Below are 17174 nucleotides of genomic sequence, written 5' to 3'. Positions count from 1 at the left end.
GGAAACCATCTTGGCCAGTGGCCCTGTGCGGCCACACCGAAAGGCCGAACATATGGAAGCAAGCGATCCGATCAAAAAATCTGCAAAAAACACTTGCAAGGGGGAGCCGTCCACATAAGGGATGAGGACGGAGAGGGTGCGGTCCCTCGGCGCGCTTCATAAACCGTGAAGATAGCGAGGCGGCGCGGAATGCCCCAAGTCACGCCCGTATACAGCGTCCCGTTTCGCTTCGATGCGAGAATGTAGTGGCCGCACATCCCCGGTCCCTCATTCCTGTGCTCGTCACAGGAATCCAGCCAGACCAAGTCCTTGGGCTGAAAGAACCTTCCCGCGCCGCAGACGCGGCGCTGCTCTCATCTCCTGTGAAGAGCACAGGGATGAGGCGAGGAGAGATTGCAGTCCCTACTGCTCCGACAGCTTCATGTCGGGATGATAATCCTTTCCCTCCACTTCCTTCACCACCGCCTGGCCGCATTGCATATGCTGGGTGTCGGCATTGAAGGCGTAGGTCGGCGGACCGTGCAGCGTCCATCCCTGGTTCAATGCCGCCGTCACCTTGTGGCAGAAGGAGGCATCGTCGGGGCCGGTGAGAAAGCGATAAAGTTTCAAGAGTTTGCCTTTCGTTTTTCGATGATGTCCGCCTTGGCGGCGATCCTCATCGCCTGTTCGAGATGGAGGCGCTCGACCATCCGCCCATGAAGGTTGATGACGCCCTTTCCGGCATTGTCCGGCAAGGCAAAGGCCTCGATGATCGCGCGCGCCTCCTCGACCGCAGCCTCGTCCAGGCCGAAATGCCGATTGGCCGCATCGATCTGCGCCGGATGGATCAGCATCTTGCCGTCGTAACCCATGTCGCGCCCTTGCCGGCACTCCGCCTCGAAGCCTTCCGGATCGCGGAAATCGTTGAAGACCGCGTCGATGACGTCGAGCCCGCTGCCGCGCGCGGCAAGAAGAATCTGCATCAGCCACGGAACGAGATAGGTCCGGCCCGGAAAGGCGGGCACGCCCGTCTCCTTGCGAAGATCGTTCAGCCCGACGACGAAGCAGTCCAGCCGGCCGCCGGAGGTGCGGCCGGTCTCGGCGATCGCCGGCCCGTTCACGACCCCGCGCGGCGTCTCGATCATCGCCCAGAGCCTCAGCTCATCCGGCGCGTCCCTTTCCGCAACCCAATCGAGCGCGCCCTGAATATCGGCGGGGCTTTCGACCTTGGGCAGGAGGATAGCATCGGGCCGCGCGGCAAGAGCCGCTGCGAGATCGGCCTCGCCGAAGCCGGAGCCCGCCGCATTGACGCGGATGACCGTTTCGCCCTGCGGCCGGTTGCCGGCAAGATGCCGGACGAGCGCATCGCGCGCCGCAGCCTTGCGGTCCGGCAAGACGGAATCCTCGAGGTCGAAGATCACGGCGTCCGCAGCCAATTCACGAGCCTTGGCGAGCGCGCGCTGATTGTCGGCCGGAACCGAAAGCACCGAGCGGCGCAGCCGCACGGGATGGTGGTCGATCGCTCTCATGCCGTTCCCTGTCATGCCGTTCGTTGTGCCTGCCTTTCAACCTTTGCGCAAGACGAGACGGGCGGCCCTCTTGCAAGCGGCGTGGCCAGCACCCACATGCCGAGCAGAAAGGTGACAATCATGCAAAGCATCCGCTCCGTTCTCTTCACGGCCGCCGCCATCACCATCACGCTCGTGGCCTTCGTGTTCACCGCCTCGCTCGCCCTGGCGCTCGCCGGGATCGCCGCCATTATTGCGGTCGGCAGCGCGATCGCCGCCAAGCTCAACGGACGGCCCGTGCATGTTCGAGCGGGGGCACGCGCCAATCCGGGAAGCACTCAGCGCGAGATGCGGGTGTGGAACGACGGGCGCGGGACGATCATCGATCTTTAGAATCGGATTGCCGGAAGCGGGAGAAGCGGTTTTCCGCCCGCATCCCGCTCCATGAAAGCAGATTCTCCTTCATTTCGGCGCAAAACTGATCTAAACGCTTCTCGAACATTTCCGCTGAAATCGAAGGCCAAGTCATGGACAAGTTCGTCAAGCTCACCGGCGTTGCCGCTCCCCTGCCCGTCGTCAACATCGACACGGACATGATCATTCCGAAGGATTACCTGAAGACGATCAAGCGCACCGGTCTCGGCACCGGGCTTTTCGCCGAGGCGCGCTACAACGAGGACGGCACCCCCAACCCGGACTTCGTCCTCAACAAGCCTGCCTATCAGAACGCCAAGATTCTCGTCGCCGGCGACAATTTCGGCTGCGGCTCCTCGCGCGAGCATGCACCTTGGGCGCTCCTCGATTTCGGCATCCGCTGCGTCATCTCGACCTCCTTCGCCGACATCTTCTACAACAACTGTTTCAAGAACGGCATCCTGCCCATCGTCGTCAGCCAGGAAGACCTCGACAAGCTGATGGATGACGCCAGCCGCGGCTCCAATGCCATTCTCACGGTCGATCTCGAAGCGCAGGAGATCACCGGTCCGGACGGCGGCTCGATCAAGTTCGAAGTCGATGCCTTCAAGCGCCACTGCCTGCTGAACGGCCTCGACGATATCGGCCTCACGCTCGAAAAAGGCCGCTCCATCGACAATTACGAGAAGGCGACCGCCGCTTCCCGCCCCTGGGCATGAGCTGTCGGATGACGCGCAAGCTCATCTCGTCCGGTTCGCCCTTCGAAAAGACGGCAGGCTATTCGCGTGCCGTCGCAAAGGGCGACTGGTGCTTCGTCTCCGGCACGACCGGCTACGACTACGCCACCATGACCATGCCGGAAACGGTGGAGGAACAGGCCCGCAACTGCCTGAAGACGATCGAAGGCGCCCTGAAGGAAGCCGGCTTCTCGCTGTCGGACGTCGTTCGCAACCACTACTACGTCACCGATGCCAGCTTTGCCGACCGCGTATTCCCGATCTTCGGCGAGACCTTCGGCGAGATCCGCCCGGCCGCGACGATGATCGTCTGCGACCTCATCCGCCCGGAAATGCTGATCGAGATCGAGGTTACGGCATTTCGGGGATAAGGCCGCCCCGACGCCGGCGAATCCTTTTTCATTGACCGCGCGGCCCTCCTCGCGCTATCTACGATCCGTGGTGATTTGGCCGGCCGGCTTGCAGCCACGTTAAAGAAGTCGCTAAAGGGCCGAGGGAACAATGGATTTCCGAGGACCGGTCGCGATCGTTTCGCCGCCGGTTTTTTTGTATTGATCGAGTGGACGCCCATGCCCATCAAGATACCCGATACGCTGCCCGCCTTCGAAACGCTCGTTCACGAGGGTGTGCGGCTGATGACCGAGACCGAGGCGATCCGCCAGGACATCCGGCCGCTGCAGATCGGGCTCTTGAACCTGATGCCCAACAAGATCAAGACCGAGATCCAGATGGCGCGGCTGATCGGCGCCACGCCGCTTCAGGTCGAATTGACGCTGGTCCGCGTCAACGGCCACCGGCCGAAGAACACGCCCGAAGAACATCTGCTCGCCTTTTACGAGACCTTCGAGGAAGTGGAGGCCCGTAAGTTCGACGGCTTCATCATCACCGGCGCGCCGATCGAGACGCTCGAATACGAGGAGGTCACCTACTGGAAGGAGCTGCAGCGCATCTTCGATTGGACGACGACCAACGTCCATTCGACGCTGAACGTCTGCTGGGGCGGGATGGCTGCGATCTACCATTTCCACGGTGTTCCGAAATATCCGCTGAAGGAAAAAGCCTTCGGCGTCTACCGCCACCAGAACCTGCAGCCCTCTTCGGTCTATCTGAACGGCTTTTCCGACGATTTCGCCGTGCCCGTTTCGCGCTGGACCGAGGTGCGCCGCGCCGATATCGACCGGGTGCCGGATCTCGAAATCCTGATGGAATCAAAGGAAGTGGGCGTCTGCCTCGTACACGAGAAGAAAGGCAACCGGCTCTACATGTTCAATCACGTCGAATATGATTCGACGTCCCTGTCGGAGGAATATTTCCGCGACGTCGATGCCGGCGTGCCGATCAAGCTGCCGCACGACTATTTCCCGCACAATGACTCCGCACTTCCGCCGCAGAACCGCTGGCGCAGCCATGCACATCTCTTCTTCGGCAACTGGATCAACGAGATTTACCAGACGACGCCCTACGAGCTGGCAAAGATCGGAACCGAAGCGCGTTGACGTAAAAAGTATGACTTTCCGGTTGCCGCCTCGGCGGAAATGCAGCAGGTTGACGCCGACTCGCGGAAATGGGGAGATGCATGGGAACAGACACGGAAATCTTCGGCCACCTGCCCTCCGGCGAGCCCGTACAGCGCGTGACGCTTAAGGGCGGCGGGTTGACGGCGTCGGTGATCACATGGGGCTCGGTCATCCAGGATCTTCGGCTCGAAGGCCATGCAGCCCCGCTCGTGCTCGGCTTCGAGGATTTCGAAAGCTATCCGGCCCATTCCTCCTATTTCGGCGCGACGCCCGGGCGCAACGCCAACCGCATCGGCGGTGGCCGCTTCGTGCTCGAAGGCAAGACCTATCAACTCGAGCTCAATGAGAAGGGCGCCACGCATCTCCACGGCGGCAGCGACAATATCGCCAAGCGCAACTGGTCGATCCTCAGGCGGGCCGAAGACAGCGTAACGCTCGAGATCACCGATCCGGACGGCCGCGCCGGCTACCCGGGCAATTGTACGATCACCTGCACCTACACGCTGAAACCGGGCGGCACGCTCAACGTCGTCTACGAAACTGAGACCGACGCACCGACCCTCGCCAATGTCTGTCAGCACAGCTATTTCAACCTCGACGGCGGCTCGGACGCATTCGACCACGACATCATGATTGCGGCAGACCACTACCTGCCCACCGATGAGCGGCAAATTCCGACGGGCGAGATCCGCCCCGTCGCCGGCACCGCCTTCGATCTTCGCGAAATGACCTCGCTGAGAAGGCAGCTGGACGGCGACGGAATCGCTTACGACCACAACTTCTGCCTCTCGCCGGAACGGATGCAGAAACGCTCCGTGGCGCTGGTACGCAGCATCAATTCCGGTGTGTCGCTGGAAGTGCTGACGACGGAGCCCGGCGTGCAGCTCTATACCGGAGAAAAGCTCGACGTTCCGGTTCCCGGCCTCGACGGCCGCCGTTACGGCCCCTTCGCCGGCCTCTGCCTGGAAACCCAGATCTGGCCCGATGCGGTGAACCACGAAGGTTTCCCGAAGGCGGTGCTGAGACCCGGCGAAACGCTCCGGCAGGAAACGGATTACGTTTTTACGAAAAGCTGAGGCAGCGCAGGCCGTTAGAGCACTTTCAGTTTCACCGTTTCATCGAACAGTGAAACGCTTCCTGTCGCTCCTATCCGACGCGATAACCGCCATCCACCGGCAGCGTGAGACCGGTAACGAATTCGGCTGCGGCGAGGAAAGAAGAGAGCCCCAGCGTTTCAGTGTCAGAATCGGACTTGACAACCCCCGGCGACGTTACGTTATTACATTCAAGAAAACGAAATGTAATAACGTATCCACAAAGCCGGAGCATTGCCTCCGGCCGTCCATGCGACAGTGAGGTTCTCGTCAATGCCCGATCAGCTTGTCCCCACCCCCGTCACCGTCCTCACCGGCTATCTCGGAGCAGGAAAGACCACGCTTCTCAACCGCATCCTCTCCGAGCCGCATGGCAAGAAGTTCGCGGTCATCGTCAACGAGTTCGGCGAGGTCGGCATCGATAACGATCTCATCGTCGATGCCGACGAGGAGGTGTTCGAAATGAACAATGGCTGCATCTGCTGCACGGTGCGCGGGGACCTGATCCGCATCATCGAGGCGCTGATGCGCAGGCGCGAGCGGTTCGACGGCATTCTGATAGAGACGACGGGCCTCGCCGACCCCGCGCCGGTCGCCCAGACTTTCTTCGTCGACGAGGATGTCCGCTCCAAGACACGGCTCGACTCCATCATTACCGTTGTCGATGCCAGGCACCTTCTCGGCGAGATCGACCGCGCACATGAAGCGCAGGAGCAATTGGCCTTCGCCGACACGATCATCCTCAACAAGACCGATCTCGTATCGCCCCAAGGGCTGCAGGCCGTGGAGGATCGCATCCGCCGCATCAACCCGACGGCCGGAATCCTGAGGACGCAGCGCTGCAATCTCGAGATCGCCAGCCTGCTCGATCGCAATGCCTTCGATCTCGACCGCATTCTCGAGGTCGAGCCCGACTTTCTCGAAGCGGACCACGGTCATGAGCATGACGACCATGTCACGAGTTTCTCTCTGATCGAACGCCGACCCGTCGACCCGGAAAAATTCTTCCGCTGGCTCCAGACGACCGCCCGGGCCTTCGGCACGGACATGCTGCGGATGAAGGGCATCATCGCCTTTGCCGGCGACACCGACCGCTATGTCGTCCAAGGCGTCCACATGCTGGTGGAAGGCGACCACCAGCGCCCCTGGAAGGAGGGCGAAGAGCGCGTCTCGCGCCTGGTCTTCATCGGCCGCAACCTTCCGAAGGACATCATCGCCGACGGCTTCATGGCATGCTGCGCGAGCTCGGCCGACGTCGGATAGGCGTCAGCTTAGCACGATGCCGCCGTCGACATTCAGCGTCTGGCCGGTCACGAAAGCCGCATCGTCCGAAGCAAAGAAGGCCACCGCACCGACAACATCCTCGGGATCGCCGATGCGACGCATGGCGGTTTTGTCCTGCCACGTCCTCCTGACCGCGGGATCGTCGAGATTGACCCGACCCATATCGGTGAGAATGATCCCGGGGCACACCCAGTTGGCGGTGATCCCGTCGGCACCCACTTCCTGTGCCAGCACACGCGTCACGGAAAAACGCCGCTTCGCTCCCGCTGTAGCAACGCGGCGCCAACGAAAATGCCCGAAGGGCTCATCAATCTGCTGAATTGTCCGAGGAATTTGGAGCGGGTGAGGCGATTCGAACGCCCGACCCCAACCTTGGCAAGGTTGTGCTCTACCCCTGAGCTACACCCGCTCATAAGACCCAGGCCCGGGGGTAGTCGATGGACCAGGGGTGTCGCCCGTCTTGCGGCGACGGGCGCTATATGGCCCAAGCCCTTTTCAAATGCAACAGGGAAATGACGCGAATGCCAAGAATTTTTTCGCGAGCGCGTTCGAAGACCGGGAACGCCGCGTTTCCGGCCGCGCTGCGCCGCGCATGAGATTGCGGAACCTCTCGCTCCTCTTTAAAGCAGGCCGAGAGAAAATGGCGACGGCAGGAAGGATGGAGCATGAGCAAGGCTGAGCCGAAGACTGCGGAAGACCTCTTCCGCTTTCTCGACGAACTCGGGATCGAACACAGGACGAAACGGCACGCGCCGGTCTTCACGGTCGCCGAATCGGTGGCGCTGCGCGATGAAATCCCCGGCGGACATACAAAAAACCTGTTCCTGAAGGACAAAAAGGACAATTATTTCCTTCTGACCGTCGAGGAACACGCGACGGTGGACCTGAAGACCGTTCATCAGATCATCGGCGCTGCAAGCAAGGTCTCCTTCGGCAAGCCGGAGAAGCTGATGGAGTATCTGGGCGTGATACCGGGCGCCGTCACCGCCTTCGGCGCGATCAACGACACCGAGGGCAAGGTGAAGATCATTCTCGACGAGACCCTGATGGCGTTCGAGACGGTCAACTGCCATCCGCTCTCCAACGACCAGACGACCTCGATCGCGTCGAAGGACATGCTGCGCTTCATGGAGGCAACCGGGCACGAGCCGCTTGTCTTGAAAGTGACGGCCTGACATACGATCTTTGGCGCGAATGCATGAAGCCGGACGCCCAAGTCCGCGAGGAGAGAAGAATGAGCGGTAGCGACAATCCCTATCAAGGTTCCTTCGGCACCCAGATGACGGGCTCGGCCTCTTTCGGCGGACAGCCGGCAAGCACTTCGAGCGCCCCGAACGGCCCGATCCCGGACGACCTGATCAGGGAGACGACAACCGCCGCCTTTACCCGGGACGTGCTCGAGGCATCGCGCCAGCAGCCGGTGCTCGTCGATTTCTGGGCGCCCTGGTGCGGGCCCTGCAAACAACTGACCCCCATCATCGAGAAGGTGGTGAGGGAGGCCGCCGGCCGGGTGAAGCTCGTCAAGATGAACATCGACGACCATCCATCGATCGCCGGCCAGCTCGGCATTCAGTCCATTCCCGCGGTGATCGCCTTCATCGACGGGCGCCCGGTCGATGGTTTCATGGGCGCCGTGCCCGAAAGCCAGATCAAAGAGTTCATCGATCGGATTGCCGGTCCGGCCGCAGACGACGGCAAGGCAGAGATCGAGAGCGTGCTTGCCGATGCCAAGGCGCTGATCGATGCAGGCGATGCGCAGAACGCCGCCGGACTCTATGGTGCCGTTCTCCAGGCCGACCCGGAAAACGCCGCGGCTGTCGCCGGCATGATCGAATGCATGATTGCGCTCGGGCAGGTCGCCGAGGCGCGCCAGGCGCTTTCGGGCCTGCCGGAAGCACTCGCCGCAGAAGCGGCCGTCGCCGCGGTCTCGAAAAAGCTCGACCAGATCGAGGAGGCCCGCAAGCTCGGCGACCCGGCCGCGCTGGAGCGCCAGCTCGCGCTCGATCCGGACGACCACGCGGCACGGCTCAAGCTCGCCAAGCTCCGCAATGTCGAGGGCGACCGCACCGCCGCCGCCGAACATCTTCTGACGATCATGAAGCGCGACCGCAGCTTCGAGGACGACGGCGCCCGGCGCGAACTGCTGTCGTTCTTCGAGGTATGGGGACCGAAGGATCCGGCAACGATCGCCGCGCGGCGCAAGCTGTCGTCGATTCTCTTTTCGTAAGCGGCCTCCGCGTCGAAATTTTCAGCTCCGCCCGATCGATTCCGGTGTATTTCTCCCTTGAGATTTCGAAGGGCCGCACCATTTTTTGGTCCTACGGCACCGCGCCTCGATGAGGCGCGGCCGCTATCTGCAGGGTCTGTCGGAATGCATGTCGGAAATGCGCGCTATCTCGGTCCGAAGGACTTACCGGAGATTCTTCCGGTGTTTCCCTTGACGGGCGCGCTGCTGCTTCCCGGCGCACAGCTTCCGCTCAACATCTTCGAGCCGCGCTATCTTGCCATGTTCGACGATGCGCTCGCCGGCAACCGGCTGATCGGCATCGTTCAGCCCTCCTTCGCGGAAGGCCGCAACGAGATCGACGCCTCGTCGGTGCCGGCGCTTTGCCAGGTGGGCTGCATCGGCCGGATCACCTCTTTCGCCGAGACCGGCGACGGCCGCTACATCACCTCTCTCACCGGTGTGTGCCGCTTCCGGCTTTTCGCAGAGGTGGCCGGCTGTCGCGGCTACCGCCGGTTCCGCATCGGCCCCTTCGGGAGCGATCTCGAAAATCCGGACGACGAGAGCCTCGTCGACCGGGAGGCGCTTCTCGCAGCCTTTCGGGCCTATCTCGACGCCAACAAGCTCGAAGCCGACTGGGAAAGCGTGGAACGCGCAAGCAACCGAACCCTCGTCAACTCCATGGCAATGATGTCGCCCTATGGACCGGCGGAAAAACAGGCATTGCTGGAGGCCCCCGACCTGAAGACGCGGGCCGAAACGCTGATCGCCATCACCGAGATCGTGCTCGCCCGCAATTTCGGCGACCTCGACAATATTCTGCAATGAAACGAGCGATGGACATCAACGCCAGCAAGGTCGATCCGAAACTCCTGGAACTGCTCGTCTGCCCTCTGACAAAGGGCCGCCTCAGCTACGATCCGGAAGCCAACGAACTGGTGTCCGAAAAGGCCCGCCTCGCCTATCCGATCCGCGACGGCGTGCCGATCATGCTGGTCTCCGAGGCGCGCAAGATCGAGGATTGAAGATCGATGTTTCGGCGGTCAGGCTGCCTGATCTGCCGTGTGGTTTGCCCCTCTCCGCGGGTTTGACGCGAAACTGGCCCTTCTCCCCATGCGGACCCCGGCGCAAACGGTGGCGTTCAAATCGGCTCGCCGGCGAGCAGCCGCGGATCGGCTCTGCCGGGAGTGCCCGCCGCTTGGCGGATGAAGAACTTCTTGAGCGACGGCAGGCGATCGACGAGGCCGAGGCCGAGATCGCGCACGACCCGCACGGGCATGATGTCGTTGGAGAAGAGCCGGTTGAGGACATCGGTCGTAACGCCCATCCGGAAGGTATCGAAGCGTCGCCACGTCTGGTAGCGCTCCAGAACCGCGAGCGAGCCGATATCGAGGCCCAGGCGGTCCGCCTCGACGATCGTTTCGGCGAGGGCCGCGACATCCTTGAAGCCGAGATTGAGCCCCTGGCCGGAAATCGGGTGGATGCCGTGCGCGGCATCCCCGGCGAGCGCGAAACGCGGCGCGACGAAGTCGCGGGCAAGCGTGAGGCCGAGCGGGAAGGCACGCCGGCCGCCGACCACCTTGAGACGGCCGAGCTTATGGCCGAAACGGCGCTCCAGTTCCTCCTCGAAGATGAAATCGTCCTCCTTCACCAGACGCTCGGCATCATAGGTGCTCTCGGTCCAGACGAGCGAGGAGCGGTTATTCTTGAGCGGCAGCGTCGCGAAGGGACCGGCGGGCAGGAAATGCTCCTCCGCCGTCCCGCCATGCGGGCGCTCGTGCTCGACCGTGGTGACGATGCCCGACTGGCCGTAATCGAACTCCACGACCTTGATGCCCGCCGCCTCGCGCAGCCTCGAACGAACGCCGTCGCAGGCGACCAGCAGCCGCGCCTCGATCGTCTCGCCGCCCGCCAGAGTGACGGCGACGGAATGATCTCCGCTCCGGAAACTCTCCACCACGGTCGACTGCCGGATCGGGGCGCCAAGTTCGTCGCAGGCGCGGCGCAGCGCACCGACGAGCGCCGTATTCGGCACCATATGAGCGAAGGGGCGGCCGCCGCCGCCATTGTCCTCGCCCTCGCCCCCGCCTTCGAATGTAAGGAATACCGGTCGGACCGGATCGGCCGTCTTCGAATCGGTGATCACCATCCTGCGGATCGGCTCGGCCTCGGGCGCGATCGCCTGCCAGACGCCCAGGACGTCGAGCATCCGCTCGGCAGCGGCGGCGACGGCCGATGCCCGTTCGTCCCTCTTCCACACGCCTTCCGGCGCGGCATCGACGACCATGACATCGAGATGGGGGGCCGCCTTTTTCAGCGATACGGCAAGCGAGAGGCCGACATAGCCGCCCCCGGCAATCAGAACGTCGATCATCCGTCTCGTCTCCCGTCGCACTTGAAGCATCATCTCGTGCCTATATAGATCAATGCCAACGCCGTTCCTACCATCGGAGACCGCCGAAAATGTCGCGCCCTACCGAGACCGCCACGCCCATGGATGCGCTCCTTGCAATACTCGACCTCGAGAAGCTCGAGGAAAACCTGTTCCGGGGCTTGAGCCCGCAGGTCGGCTGGCAGCGGGTCTTCGGCGGCCAGGTGATCGGCCAGGCGCTGGTCGCCGCCCAGCGCACGGTCGACGGGGGCCGCTACGTTCACTCGCTGCACGCCTATTTCATGCGTCCGGGCGACCCTTCCGTTCCGATCATCTACGAGGTCGACCGGATCCGCGACGGCTCGAGCTTCGCGACGCGGCGCGTGGTGGCGATCCAGCACGGCAAGGCCATCTTCGCCATGTCCGCCTCCTTCCAGTACGACGAGGATGGATTCGAGCACCAGTTCGACATGCCGGAAGTGCCGATGCCGGAGACGCTGCCGGGCGAGCAGGAACTCAAGGAGAAGTTTCTCGTCCACGCGCCGGAGGCGATCCGCCGCTATTGGGAGCGGCCGCGGCCGATCGAAATCCGGCCCGTCTCGCTCGAACACTATTTCTCGCGCGCAAAGGCGTCACCGAAGCAGGACGTATGGGTGAAAGCGGTCGGGACGGTGCCTGACGAGCGCCATCTCCAGGCCGCGGTCCTCGCCTATCTTTCCGACATGACGCTCCTCGACACGTCGCTTTACGCACACGGCACATCGGTCTTCGACCGCAGCCTCCAGGTCGCCAGCCTCGACCACGCCATGTGGTTCCACCGGCCCTCGAAAATGGACGATTGGCTGCTCTATACCCAGGACAGCCCCAGCGCGCATGGTGCCCGCGGAATGACCCGCGGCAGTCTTTTCGACCGCTCCGGCGTTCTGATCGCCTCTGTCGCGCAGGAAGGATTGATCCGCAAAAAGGCAATTGCGTAATTTTTTGCCATTTTTCGGATTCTGCTCATATTTTAATCATTCCGACTGGCCTATTTTCAGCGTTCCGCGGCAGCCCCCTCGCCGAACGTGTTTTTTCCATTAGATTTCAGTGGTTTGTTCTGCCTCATCGAATCTGGCACGCCCCTTGAATGTAGCTGTCCGGTTGCCAGCGCGTCAGGCGCTCAAGCAGCAAGGAGAGACGGCCTCCGCTGGAGGCAGACAAGGATGGGAACTCGATGAAAATTGTGATGGCCATTATCAAGCCGTTCAAGCTCGATGAGGTTCGCGAAGCCCTCACTGCCGTTGGCATCCAGGGTTTGACCGTGACCGAAGTGAAGGGCTACGGCCGCCAGAAGGGGCACACCGAGATTTACCGCGGCACCGAATATGCCGTGAGCTTTCTGCCTAAGCTGAAGGTCGAGATCGCGGTCGCGACGGAGATCGTCGACAAGGCCGTCGAAGCCATCGCTTCGGCCGCCAAGACCGGCCAGATCGGCGACGGCAAGATCTTCGTCTACTCGATTGACCATGCCGTGCGCATCCGCACCGGCGAGACCGACTCAGAAGCGTTGTAAACCACGCCGTTCAGGGAGCTATTTTCGATGTCGTCATTCACCCTTTCCAACTCTCTTCGACGCGTGGGAGCGACTGCTGCCGCGATGCTCGCGCCGGTCGTCGCGTTTGCCCAGGAAGCGGCGCCCGCCGCGGCCGCAACGCCGGTGCCGGACAAGGCCGATACCACCTTCATGTTCCTTTCGACCCTTCTCGTCCTGTTCATGCTGATTCCGGGCCTCGCCCTATTCTACGGCGGCCTCGTGCGCGCCAAGAACATGCTGTCGGTGCTGATGCAGTGCACGGTCATCGGCGCCGTCATGATGATCGTCTGGGTCGTCTACGGTTATTCCTTTGCCTTCGGCGGCTCGACGAGCGCCTATTTCGGCGGCTTCGCCAAGCTCTTCCTCGCGGGCGTGACCGTCGACAGCACCGCGGCGACCTTCTCCGACGGCGTCGTCATTCCGGAATATCTTTTCATGCTGTTCCAGATGACCTTCGCCGCGATCACCCCGGCGCTCATCGTCGGCGCCTTTGCCGAGCGCATCAAGTTCTCGGCCGCGATCCTCTTCGCCATCCTCTGGGCGACATTCGTCTATTTCCCGATTGCGCACATGGTCTGGGACGCCAACGGCCTGCTCTTCGGCATGGGCGCGCTCGATTTCGCCGGCGGCACCGTGGTCCACATCAATGCCGGCGTCGCCGGCCTCGTCGGTGCATTCATGGTCGGCAAGCGCACCGGCTACGGCCGGGACATGATGGCCCCGCATTCCATGACCCTGACGCTCGTCGGCGCTGCCATGCTGTGGTTCGGATGGTTCGGCTTCAACGCCGGCTCCAATCTCGAAGCCTCCGGCGGTGCGGTTCTCGCCACCGTCAACACCTTCCTCGCAACGGCTGCCGCAGTCCTTTCGTGGTCGCTCGTCGAGACGCTTACGCGCGGCAAGGCTTCGATGCTCGGTGCCGCATCGGGCATGATCGCCGGGCTCGTCGCCGTCACGCCGGCGGCCGGTATCGCCGGTCCGATGGGCGCGATCATCATGGGCCTGATCGTCTCGCCGCTCTGCTACTTCTTCGTCTCGGTGATCAAGAACAAGTTCCACTATGACGACACGGCAGACGTCTTCGGGGTGCACGGCGTCGGCGGCTTCTTCGGCGCGATCGCGACCGGCGTCTTCGCCTCCTCCTCGCTCGGCGGCATCGGCTATGCCGACGGCGTGACCATGGGAAGCCAGTTGATGACCCAGATCACGGCCGTCGCCATCACGATCGTCTGGTGCGGTATCGTATCCGCCATCCTCTACAAGGTGGTCGATGCGCTTGTCGGCCTTCGCGTATCGATGGAAGCGGAGCGGGAAGGGCTCGACCTCTCCTCGCATGGCGAAGCCGCCTATCACGCGAGCTGAGCAGCGTCGGCAAACGACGCCGCCAAAAGTCCCGTCGCGGTCCGCAGTCTGCGGATCGCCCTTGGCCCGGATCTCGCGATCCGGGCCTTTTTTCGCTGCATACGCGCCCCCAACGGCAATTTTGCCGGCACACGCGCATGGTTAATGTCACATTAACCCTACTTCGCTTAGGTTGATTCCATGGGCACGCAATGTGCCCGGAGCATCCCGCTTTTCGCCCTGATTGAGGGTGAGAAGGCTGCTCCTCACCAAAAGGGCTGGAATATTCATGGGCGGCCTTTTCGCGCGCTCTCGTTCCGGCGGATCGAAACGGGCAAAGCAGGCAACATGAGCAGAAGCAATACCGCAACGCTTGACAGCCGTTCCAACCGGTTCGTGCTGACCCACTTCGTCTGGCGGCAGATCGCCTCGCTGGCGGGGTTCGTTCTCGTCGGTGCGCTGGCGCTCGCCATTGCCGCCCTTTCGACATGGAACGTCGCGGATCCGAGCTTTTCCTATGCAACTTCGAACGAGCCGACCAACCTGCTCGGCTATGGCGGCGCCGTCTTCGCGGACATCTTCATGCAGTTCTTCGGCCTTGCGAGCGTCGTGGCGCTGCTGCCGGCCGTCGCCTGGGCTCTCGTTCTCATCCGCGGCACGCATTTCGACAGGGTGCTCAAGCGGCTCGGCCTGTGGTTCGCCGGCTCGGTGCTGGCGAGCGCGGCCTTGAGCTGCGTTCCGGCGCCGATCACCTGGCCGCTGCCGAATGGCCTCGGAGGCGTCTTCGGGGACATGATCCTGCGTTTTCCCGCGCTCTTCACCGGAACCTTCCCGACGGGCACCTTCGCGACCGTACTCGCCTGCCTCTTCACCGCACCGGCAGCCTGGTGCCTCGTCTACAGCGCCGGCCTCATCGGCGTCAGCGAGGATGAAGAAGCAGAACCGGCCCCGGAGCCTGCACCCAGCAAGGCGCGCACCATACGCGACGAACTCGAAGAGGAAGACGAAGAAGGCCCCCTTACGGTGCTGATGGGCTCGCTCGCCCATATGCGCTACACGGCGCAGGCCAGGCTTCGCCGTGCCTTCGGCATGGGAGCAAAGCCGGCGAAGCGGCAGTATGACGAGCCCTACGACTTCAACAACGACGAATTCGGCACATTGAACGAGCCGGTCCGGCCGAAGGCGCAGGCCGGTCGTATCGAGCCCTCGCTCGATCGCACCGAGCGCCGCATCGTCACCCCGCCGCCGATCACGGGCGACGAAGACGACCCGCCCTTCGATATCGACGAGCGACGGCCCGCCGGCATCCTGCCGGACGACGAAGACGACGTGGCCGCAGACTGGGCTCCGCGGCCTGCACCGCCGAAGCCGGCTGTGGCAATGGCGGGTTCGCGCGTCGCCCCGCCGCCGCCGCGGCCGAAAGCCGGGCAGCGCGTCGAGCGCGAGGCGCAGCGCTCGTTCGTCGATGAAGACGGCGATTTCACGCTTCCGCCGATCCATTTCCTCGCCGAGCCGAAGAATGTCGCGCGCGACGCCTCGCTTTCGGCCGATGCGCTCGAGCAGAACGCCCGCATGCTCGAAGGCGTCCTCGAGGATTTCGGCGTCAAGGGCGAGATCATCCATGTCCGTCCGGGCCCCGTCGTCACCCTCTATGAGCTGGAACCCGCGCCCGGGATCAAATCGTCGCGGGTCATCGGTCTCGCCGACGACATCGCCCGTTCCATGAGCGCGATCGCCGCACGCGTCGCAGTCGTACCCGGCCGCAACGCCATCGGCATCGAGCTGCCGAACCAGCGGCGCGAGATGGTCTATCTGCGCGAACTGATCGGCTCCCGCGACTTCGAGACGACCAAGACGAAGCTCGCCATGGCGCTCGGCAAGACGATCGGCGGCGAATCCGTCGTTGTCGATCTCGCCAAGATGCCGCATCTGCTCGTCGCCGGCACCACCGGCTCGGGCAAGTCGGTGGCGATCAACACCATGATCCTGTCGCTGCTCTACCGGCTGAGACCCGATCAGTGCCGCCTCATCATGATCGATCCGAAGATGCTCGAGCTCTCCGTCTATGACGGCATCCCGCACCTTCTCTCGCCGGTCGTGACGGACCCCAAGAAGGCGGTCGTGGCGCTGAAATGGACCGTGCGCGAGATGGAAGAGCGTTACAAGAAGATGTCGAAGATCGGCGTGCGCAACATCGACGGCTTCAACAGCCGCGTCGAGCAGGCACTGGCCAAGGGCGAGGCGATCACGCGCACCGTCCAGACCGGCTTCGACCGACAGACCGGCGAGGCCGTCTACGAGACGGAGGAATTCGATCTTTCGCCGATGCCCTATATCGTCGTCATCATCGACGAGATGGCCGACCTGATGATGGTCGCCGGCAAGGATATCGAAGGCGCCGTCCAGCGGCTTGCGCAGATGGCGCGTGCTGCCGGCATCCACGTCATCATGGCGACACAGCGCCCCTCGGTCGACGTCATCACCGGCACGATCAAGGCGAACTTCCCGACCCGCATCTCCTTCCAGGTGACCTCAAAGATCGACAGCCGCACCATCCTCGGCGAACAGGGGGCCGAACAGCTCCTGGGCATGGGCGACATGCTCTACATGGCCGGCGGCGGCCGTATCCAGCGCGTGCACGGACCCTTCGTCTCGGACACCGAGGTCGAAGAGGTCGTTGCCTATCTGAAGACGCAAGGCGTGCCGCAATATCTCGACGCGATCACCGAGGACGACGAGGACGAGAGTGACGGCGGCGGGCCGGCCGGCACCTCCAACCTCGCCGATTCCGAGGACCCCTACGACCAGGCGGTGGCGATCGTGCTGCGCGACGGCAAGGCTTCGACCTCCTACGTGCAGCGCCGCCTCGGTATCGGCTATAATAGGGCCGCCTCGCTGATCGAGCGGATGGAGCAGGAAGGGATCATCAGCCCCGCGAACCACGCCGGAAAGCGCGAGATACTGGTGCCGACCGAAGCGGAGATCACCGGCCGGTAAGACAGCGCCACAGCGGCGTGATCAGCGCGCGGCGGGCGGTAACGGTCATTTGAAGGCGTCGTGTTTTCGGGGTTTTCCAACGCCTTGAAGGCGCCCCACTTGCCCTTCAAATGGTCACGAATGAAGGAGACTGCG

The 17174-nt window shown here is 63.0% G+C and carries 17 protein-coding genes, 1 tRNA gene, 1 pseudogene and 1 riboswitch; of the genes and pseudogenes, 14 read left to right on the top strand and 5 right to left on the bottom strand.

The window, feature by feature from the left end; all coding sequences use genetic code 11:
* Window positions 1–402 precede the first annotated feature (402 nt).
* Together BHD07_RS26235 and BHD07_RS26230 are read right to left on the bottom strand one after the other, a co-directional pair.
* On the bottom strand, window positions 403–609 hold the full coding sequence (locus tag BHD07_RS26235; RefSeq protein ID WP_003531285.1) for a DUF1737 domain-containing protein: 207 nt from the start codon (window positions 607–609) through the stop codon (window positions 403–405).
* Window positions 606–1508, bottom strand: a complete 903-nt coding sequence (locus BHD07_RS26230; protein WP_338283761.1) for an HpcH/HpaI aldolase/citrate lyase family protein — start codon at window positions 1506–1508, stop codon at window positions 606–608. The genes BHD07_RS26235 and BHD07_RS26230 overlap by 4 nt, the downstream gene beginning before the upstream one ends.
* Window positions 1509–1628: 120 nt before the next feature.
* Here BHD07_RS26230 and BHD07_RS26225 point away from each other — a divergent pair, with 120 nt between their 5' ends.
* The 6 genes from BHD07_RS26225 (at window position 1629) to BHD07_RS26200 (ending at window position 6512) form a co-directional block, all read left to right on the top strand.
* The gene (locus BHD07_RS26225; protein WP_100672749.1) at window positions 1629–1880 is read left to right on the top strand and encodes a hypothetical protein; all 252 of its coding nucleotides are present in this window, start codon (window positions 1629–1631) and stop codon (window positions 1878–1880) included.
* Between the two features lie 134 nt (window positions 1881–2014).
* The gene (leuD, locus tag BHD07_RS26220; protein WP_018097351.1) at window positions 2015–2620 is read left to right on the top strand and encodes a 3-isopropylmalate dehydratase small subunit; all 606 of its coding nucleotides are present in this window, start codon (window positions 2015–2017) and stop codon (window positions 2618–2620) included.
* Window positions 2621–2628: 8 nt separating this feature from the next.
* Window positions 2629–3009, top strand: a complete 381-nt coding sequence (locus BHD07_RS26215; RefSeq protein ID WP_003531294.1) for a RidA family protein — start codon at window positions 2629–2631, stop codon at window positions 3007–3009.
* A gap of 57 nt (window positions 3010–3066) precedes the next feature.
* Window positions 3067–3144, top strand: a riboswitch (SAM riboswitch).
* 63 nt (window positions 3145–3207) lie between these two features.
* The gene (gene metA, locus BHD07_RS26210) at window positions 3208–4134 is read left to right on the top strand and encodes a homoserine O-acetyltransferase MetA (protein WP_338283755.1); all 927 of its coding nucleotides are present in this window, start codon (window positions 3208–3210) and stop codon (window positions 4132–4134) included.
* An 80-nt stretch (window positions 4135–4214) separates the two neighbouring features.
* A complete protein-coding gene (locus BHD07_RS26205; RefSeq protein ID WP_338283754.1) occupies window positions 4215–5231 on the top strand; it encodes an aldose epimerase family protein in 1017 nt (338 codons plus the stop codon).
* Between the two features lie 291 nt (window positions 5232–5522).
* Window positions 5523–6512: a CobW family GTP-binding protein gene (locus BHD07_RS26200; protein WP_275597175.1), complete on the top strand. Its 990-nt coding sequence runs from the start codon at window positions 5523–5525 to the stop codon at window positions 6510–6512.
* Between the two features lie 3 nt (window positions 6513–6515).
* On the opposite strand, the pseudogene BHD07_RS26195 reads toward BHD07_RS26200, so the two are convergent.
* Window positions 6516–6773 (bottom strand): annotated as a pseudogene (locus BHD07_RS26195) (SDR family NAD(P)-dependent oxidoreductase); the annotation flags it as partial.
* Between the two features lie 94 nt (window positions 6774–6867).
* Window positions 6868–6942: transfer RNA gene (locus BHD07_RS26190), tRNA-Gly, on the bottom strand.
* A 256-nt stretch (window positions 6943–7198) separates the two neighbouring features.
* Between BHD07_RS26190 and BHD07_RS26185 the strand changes: the two genes are divergently transcribed.
* The 4 genes from BHD07_RS26185 (at window position 7199) to BHD07_RS26170 (ending at window position 9782) form a co-directional block, all read left to right on the top strand.
* Window positions 7199–7708, top strand: coding sequence for a prolyl-tRNA synthetase associated domain-containing protein (locus tag BHD07_RS26185; RefSeq protein ID WP_100672738.1), 510 nt, complete (start codon window positions 7199–7201; stop codon window positions 7706–7708).
* A 59-nt stretch (window positions 7709–7767) separates the two neighbouring features.
* Window positions 7768–8760 (top strand): thioredoxin, encoded by a 993-nt coding sequence (trxA, locus tag BHD07_RS26180; RefSeq protein WP_018097358.1) that lies wholly within the window; start codon window positions 7768–7770, stop codon window positions 8758–8760.
* Between the two features lie 144 nt (window positions 8761–8904).
* Window positions 8905–9585: an LON peptidase substrate-binding domain-containing protein gene (locus BHD07_RS26175; RefSeq protein ID WP_018097359.1), complete on the top strand. Its 681-nt coding sequence runs from the start codon at window positions 8905–8907 to the stop codon at window positions 9583–9585.
* A gap of 8 nt (window positions 9586–9593) precedes the next feature.
* A complete protein-coding gene (locus tag BHD07_RS26170) occupies window positions 9594–9782 on the top strand; it encodes a Trm112 family protein (protein WP_003537577.1) in 189 nt (62 codons plus the stop codon).
* Between the two features lie 116 nt (window positions 9783–9898).
* Here the strand turns inward: BHD07_RS26170 and BHD07_RS26165 are convergent, their stop codons facing one another.
* Window positions 9899–11131 carry a ubiquinone biosynthesis hydroxylase gene (locus BHD07_RS26165; RefSeq protein WP_338283748.1) on the bottom strand — a complete coding sequence of 411 codons (1233 nt, stop codon included), beginning with the start codon at window positions 11129–11131 and terminating at the stop codon, window positions 9899–9901.
* Between the two features lie 89 nt (window positions 11132–11220).
* On the opposite strand from BHD07_RS26165, the gene tesB reads away from it, so the two are divergent.
* The 4 genes from tesB to BHD07_RS26145 all read left to right on the top strand — a co-directional run bounded on the left by tesB (window position 11221) and on the right by BHD07_RS26145 (window position 17039).
* Window positions 11221–12105 carry an acyl-CoA thioesterase II gene (gene tesB, locus BHD07_RS26160; protein ID WP_018097361.1) on the top strand — a complete coding sequence of 295 codons (885 nt, stop codon included), beginning with the start codon at window positions 11221–11223 and terminating at the stop codon, window positions 12103–12105.
* Window positions 12106–12341: 236 nt separating this feature from the next.
* Complete coding sequence (locus BHD07_RS26155) at window positions 12342–12680, top strand: P-II family nitrogen regulator (RefSeq protein ID WP_018097362.1); 339 nt, start codon at window positions 12342–12344, stop codon at window positions 12678–12680.
* 27 nt (window positions 12681–12707) lie between these two features.
* Window positions 12708–14063 carry an ammonium transporter gene (locus BHD07_RS26150; protein WP_338283747.1) on the top strand — a complete coding sequence of 452 codons (1356 nt, stop codon included), beginning with the start codon at window positions 12708–12710 and terminating at the stop codon, window positions 14061–14063.
* 327 nt (window positions 14064–14390) lie between these two features.
* A complete protein-coding gene (locus tag BHD07_RS26145) occupies window positions 14391–17039 on the top strand; it encodes an FtsK/SpoIIIE family DNA translocase (RefSeq protein WP_338283746.1) in 2649 nt (882 codons plus the stop codon).
* Window positions 17040–17174 lie beyond the last annotated feature (135 nt).

It is taken from the genome of Sinorhizobium sp. KGO-5 (assembly GCF_036245905.1).
GTDB classification, from domain to species: Bacteria; Pseudomonadota; Alphaproteobacteria; order Rhizobiales; family Rhizobiaceae; genus Sinorhizobium; species Sinorhizobium meliloti_A.
Note: the sequence above shows the minus strand (reverse complement) of the source record. Positions and strands in the feature narration are given on the sequence as shown.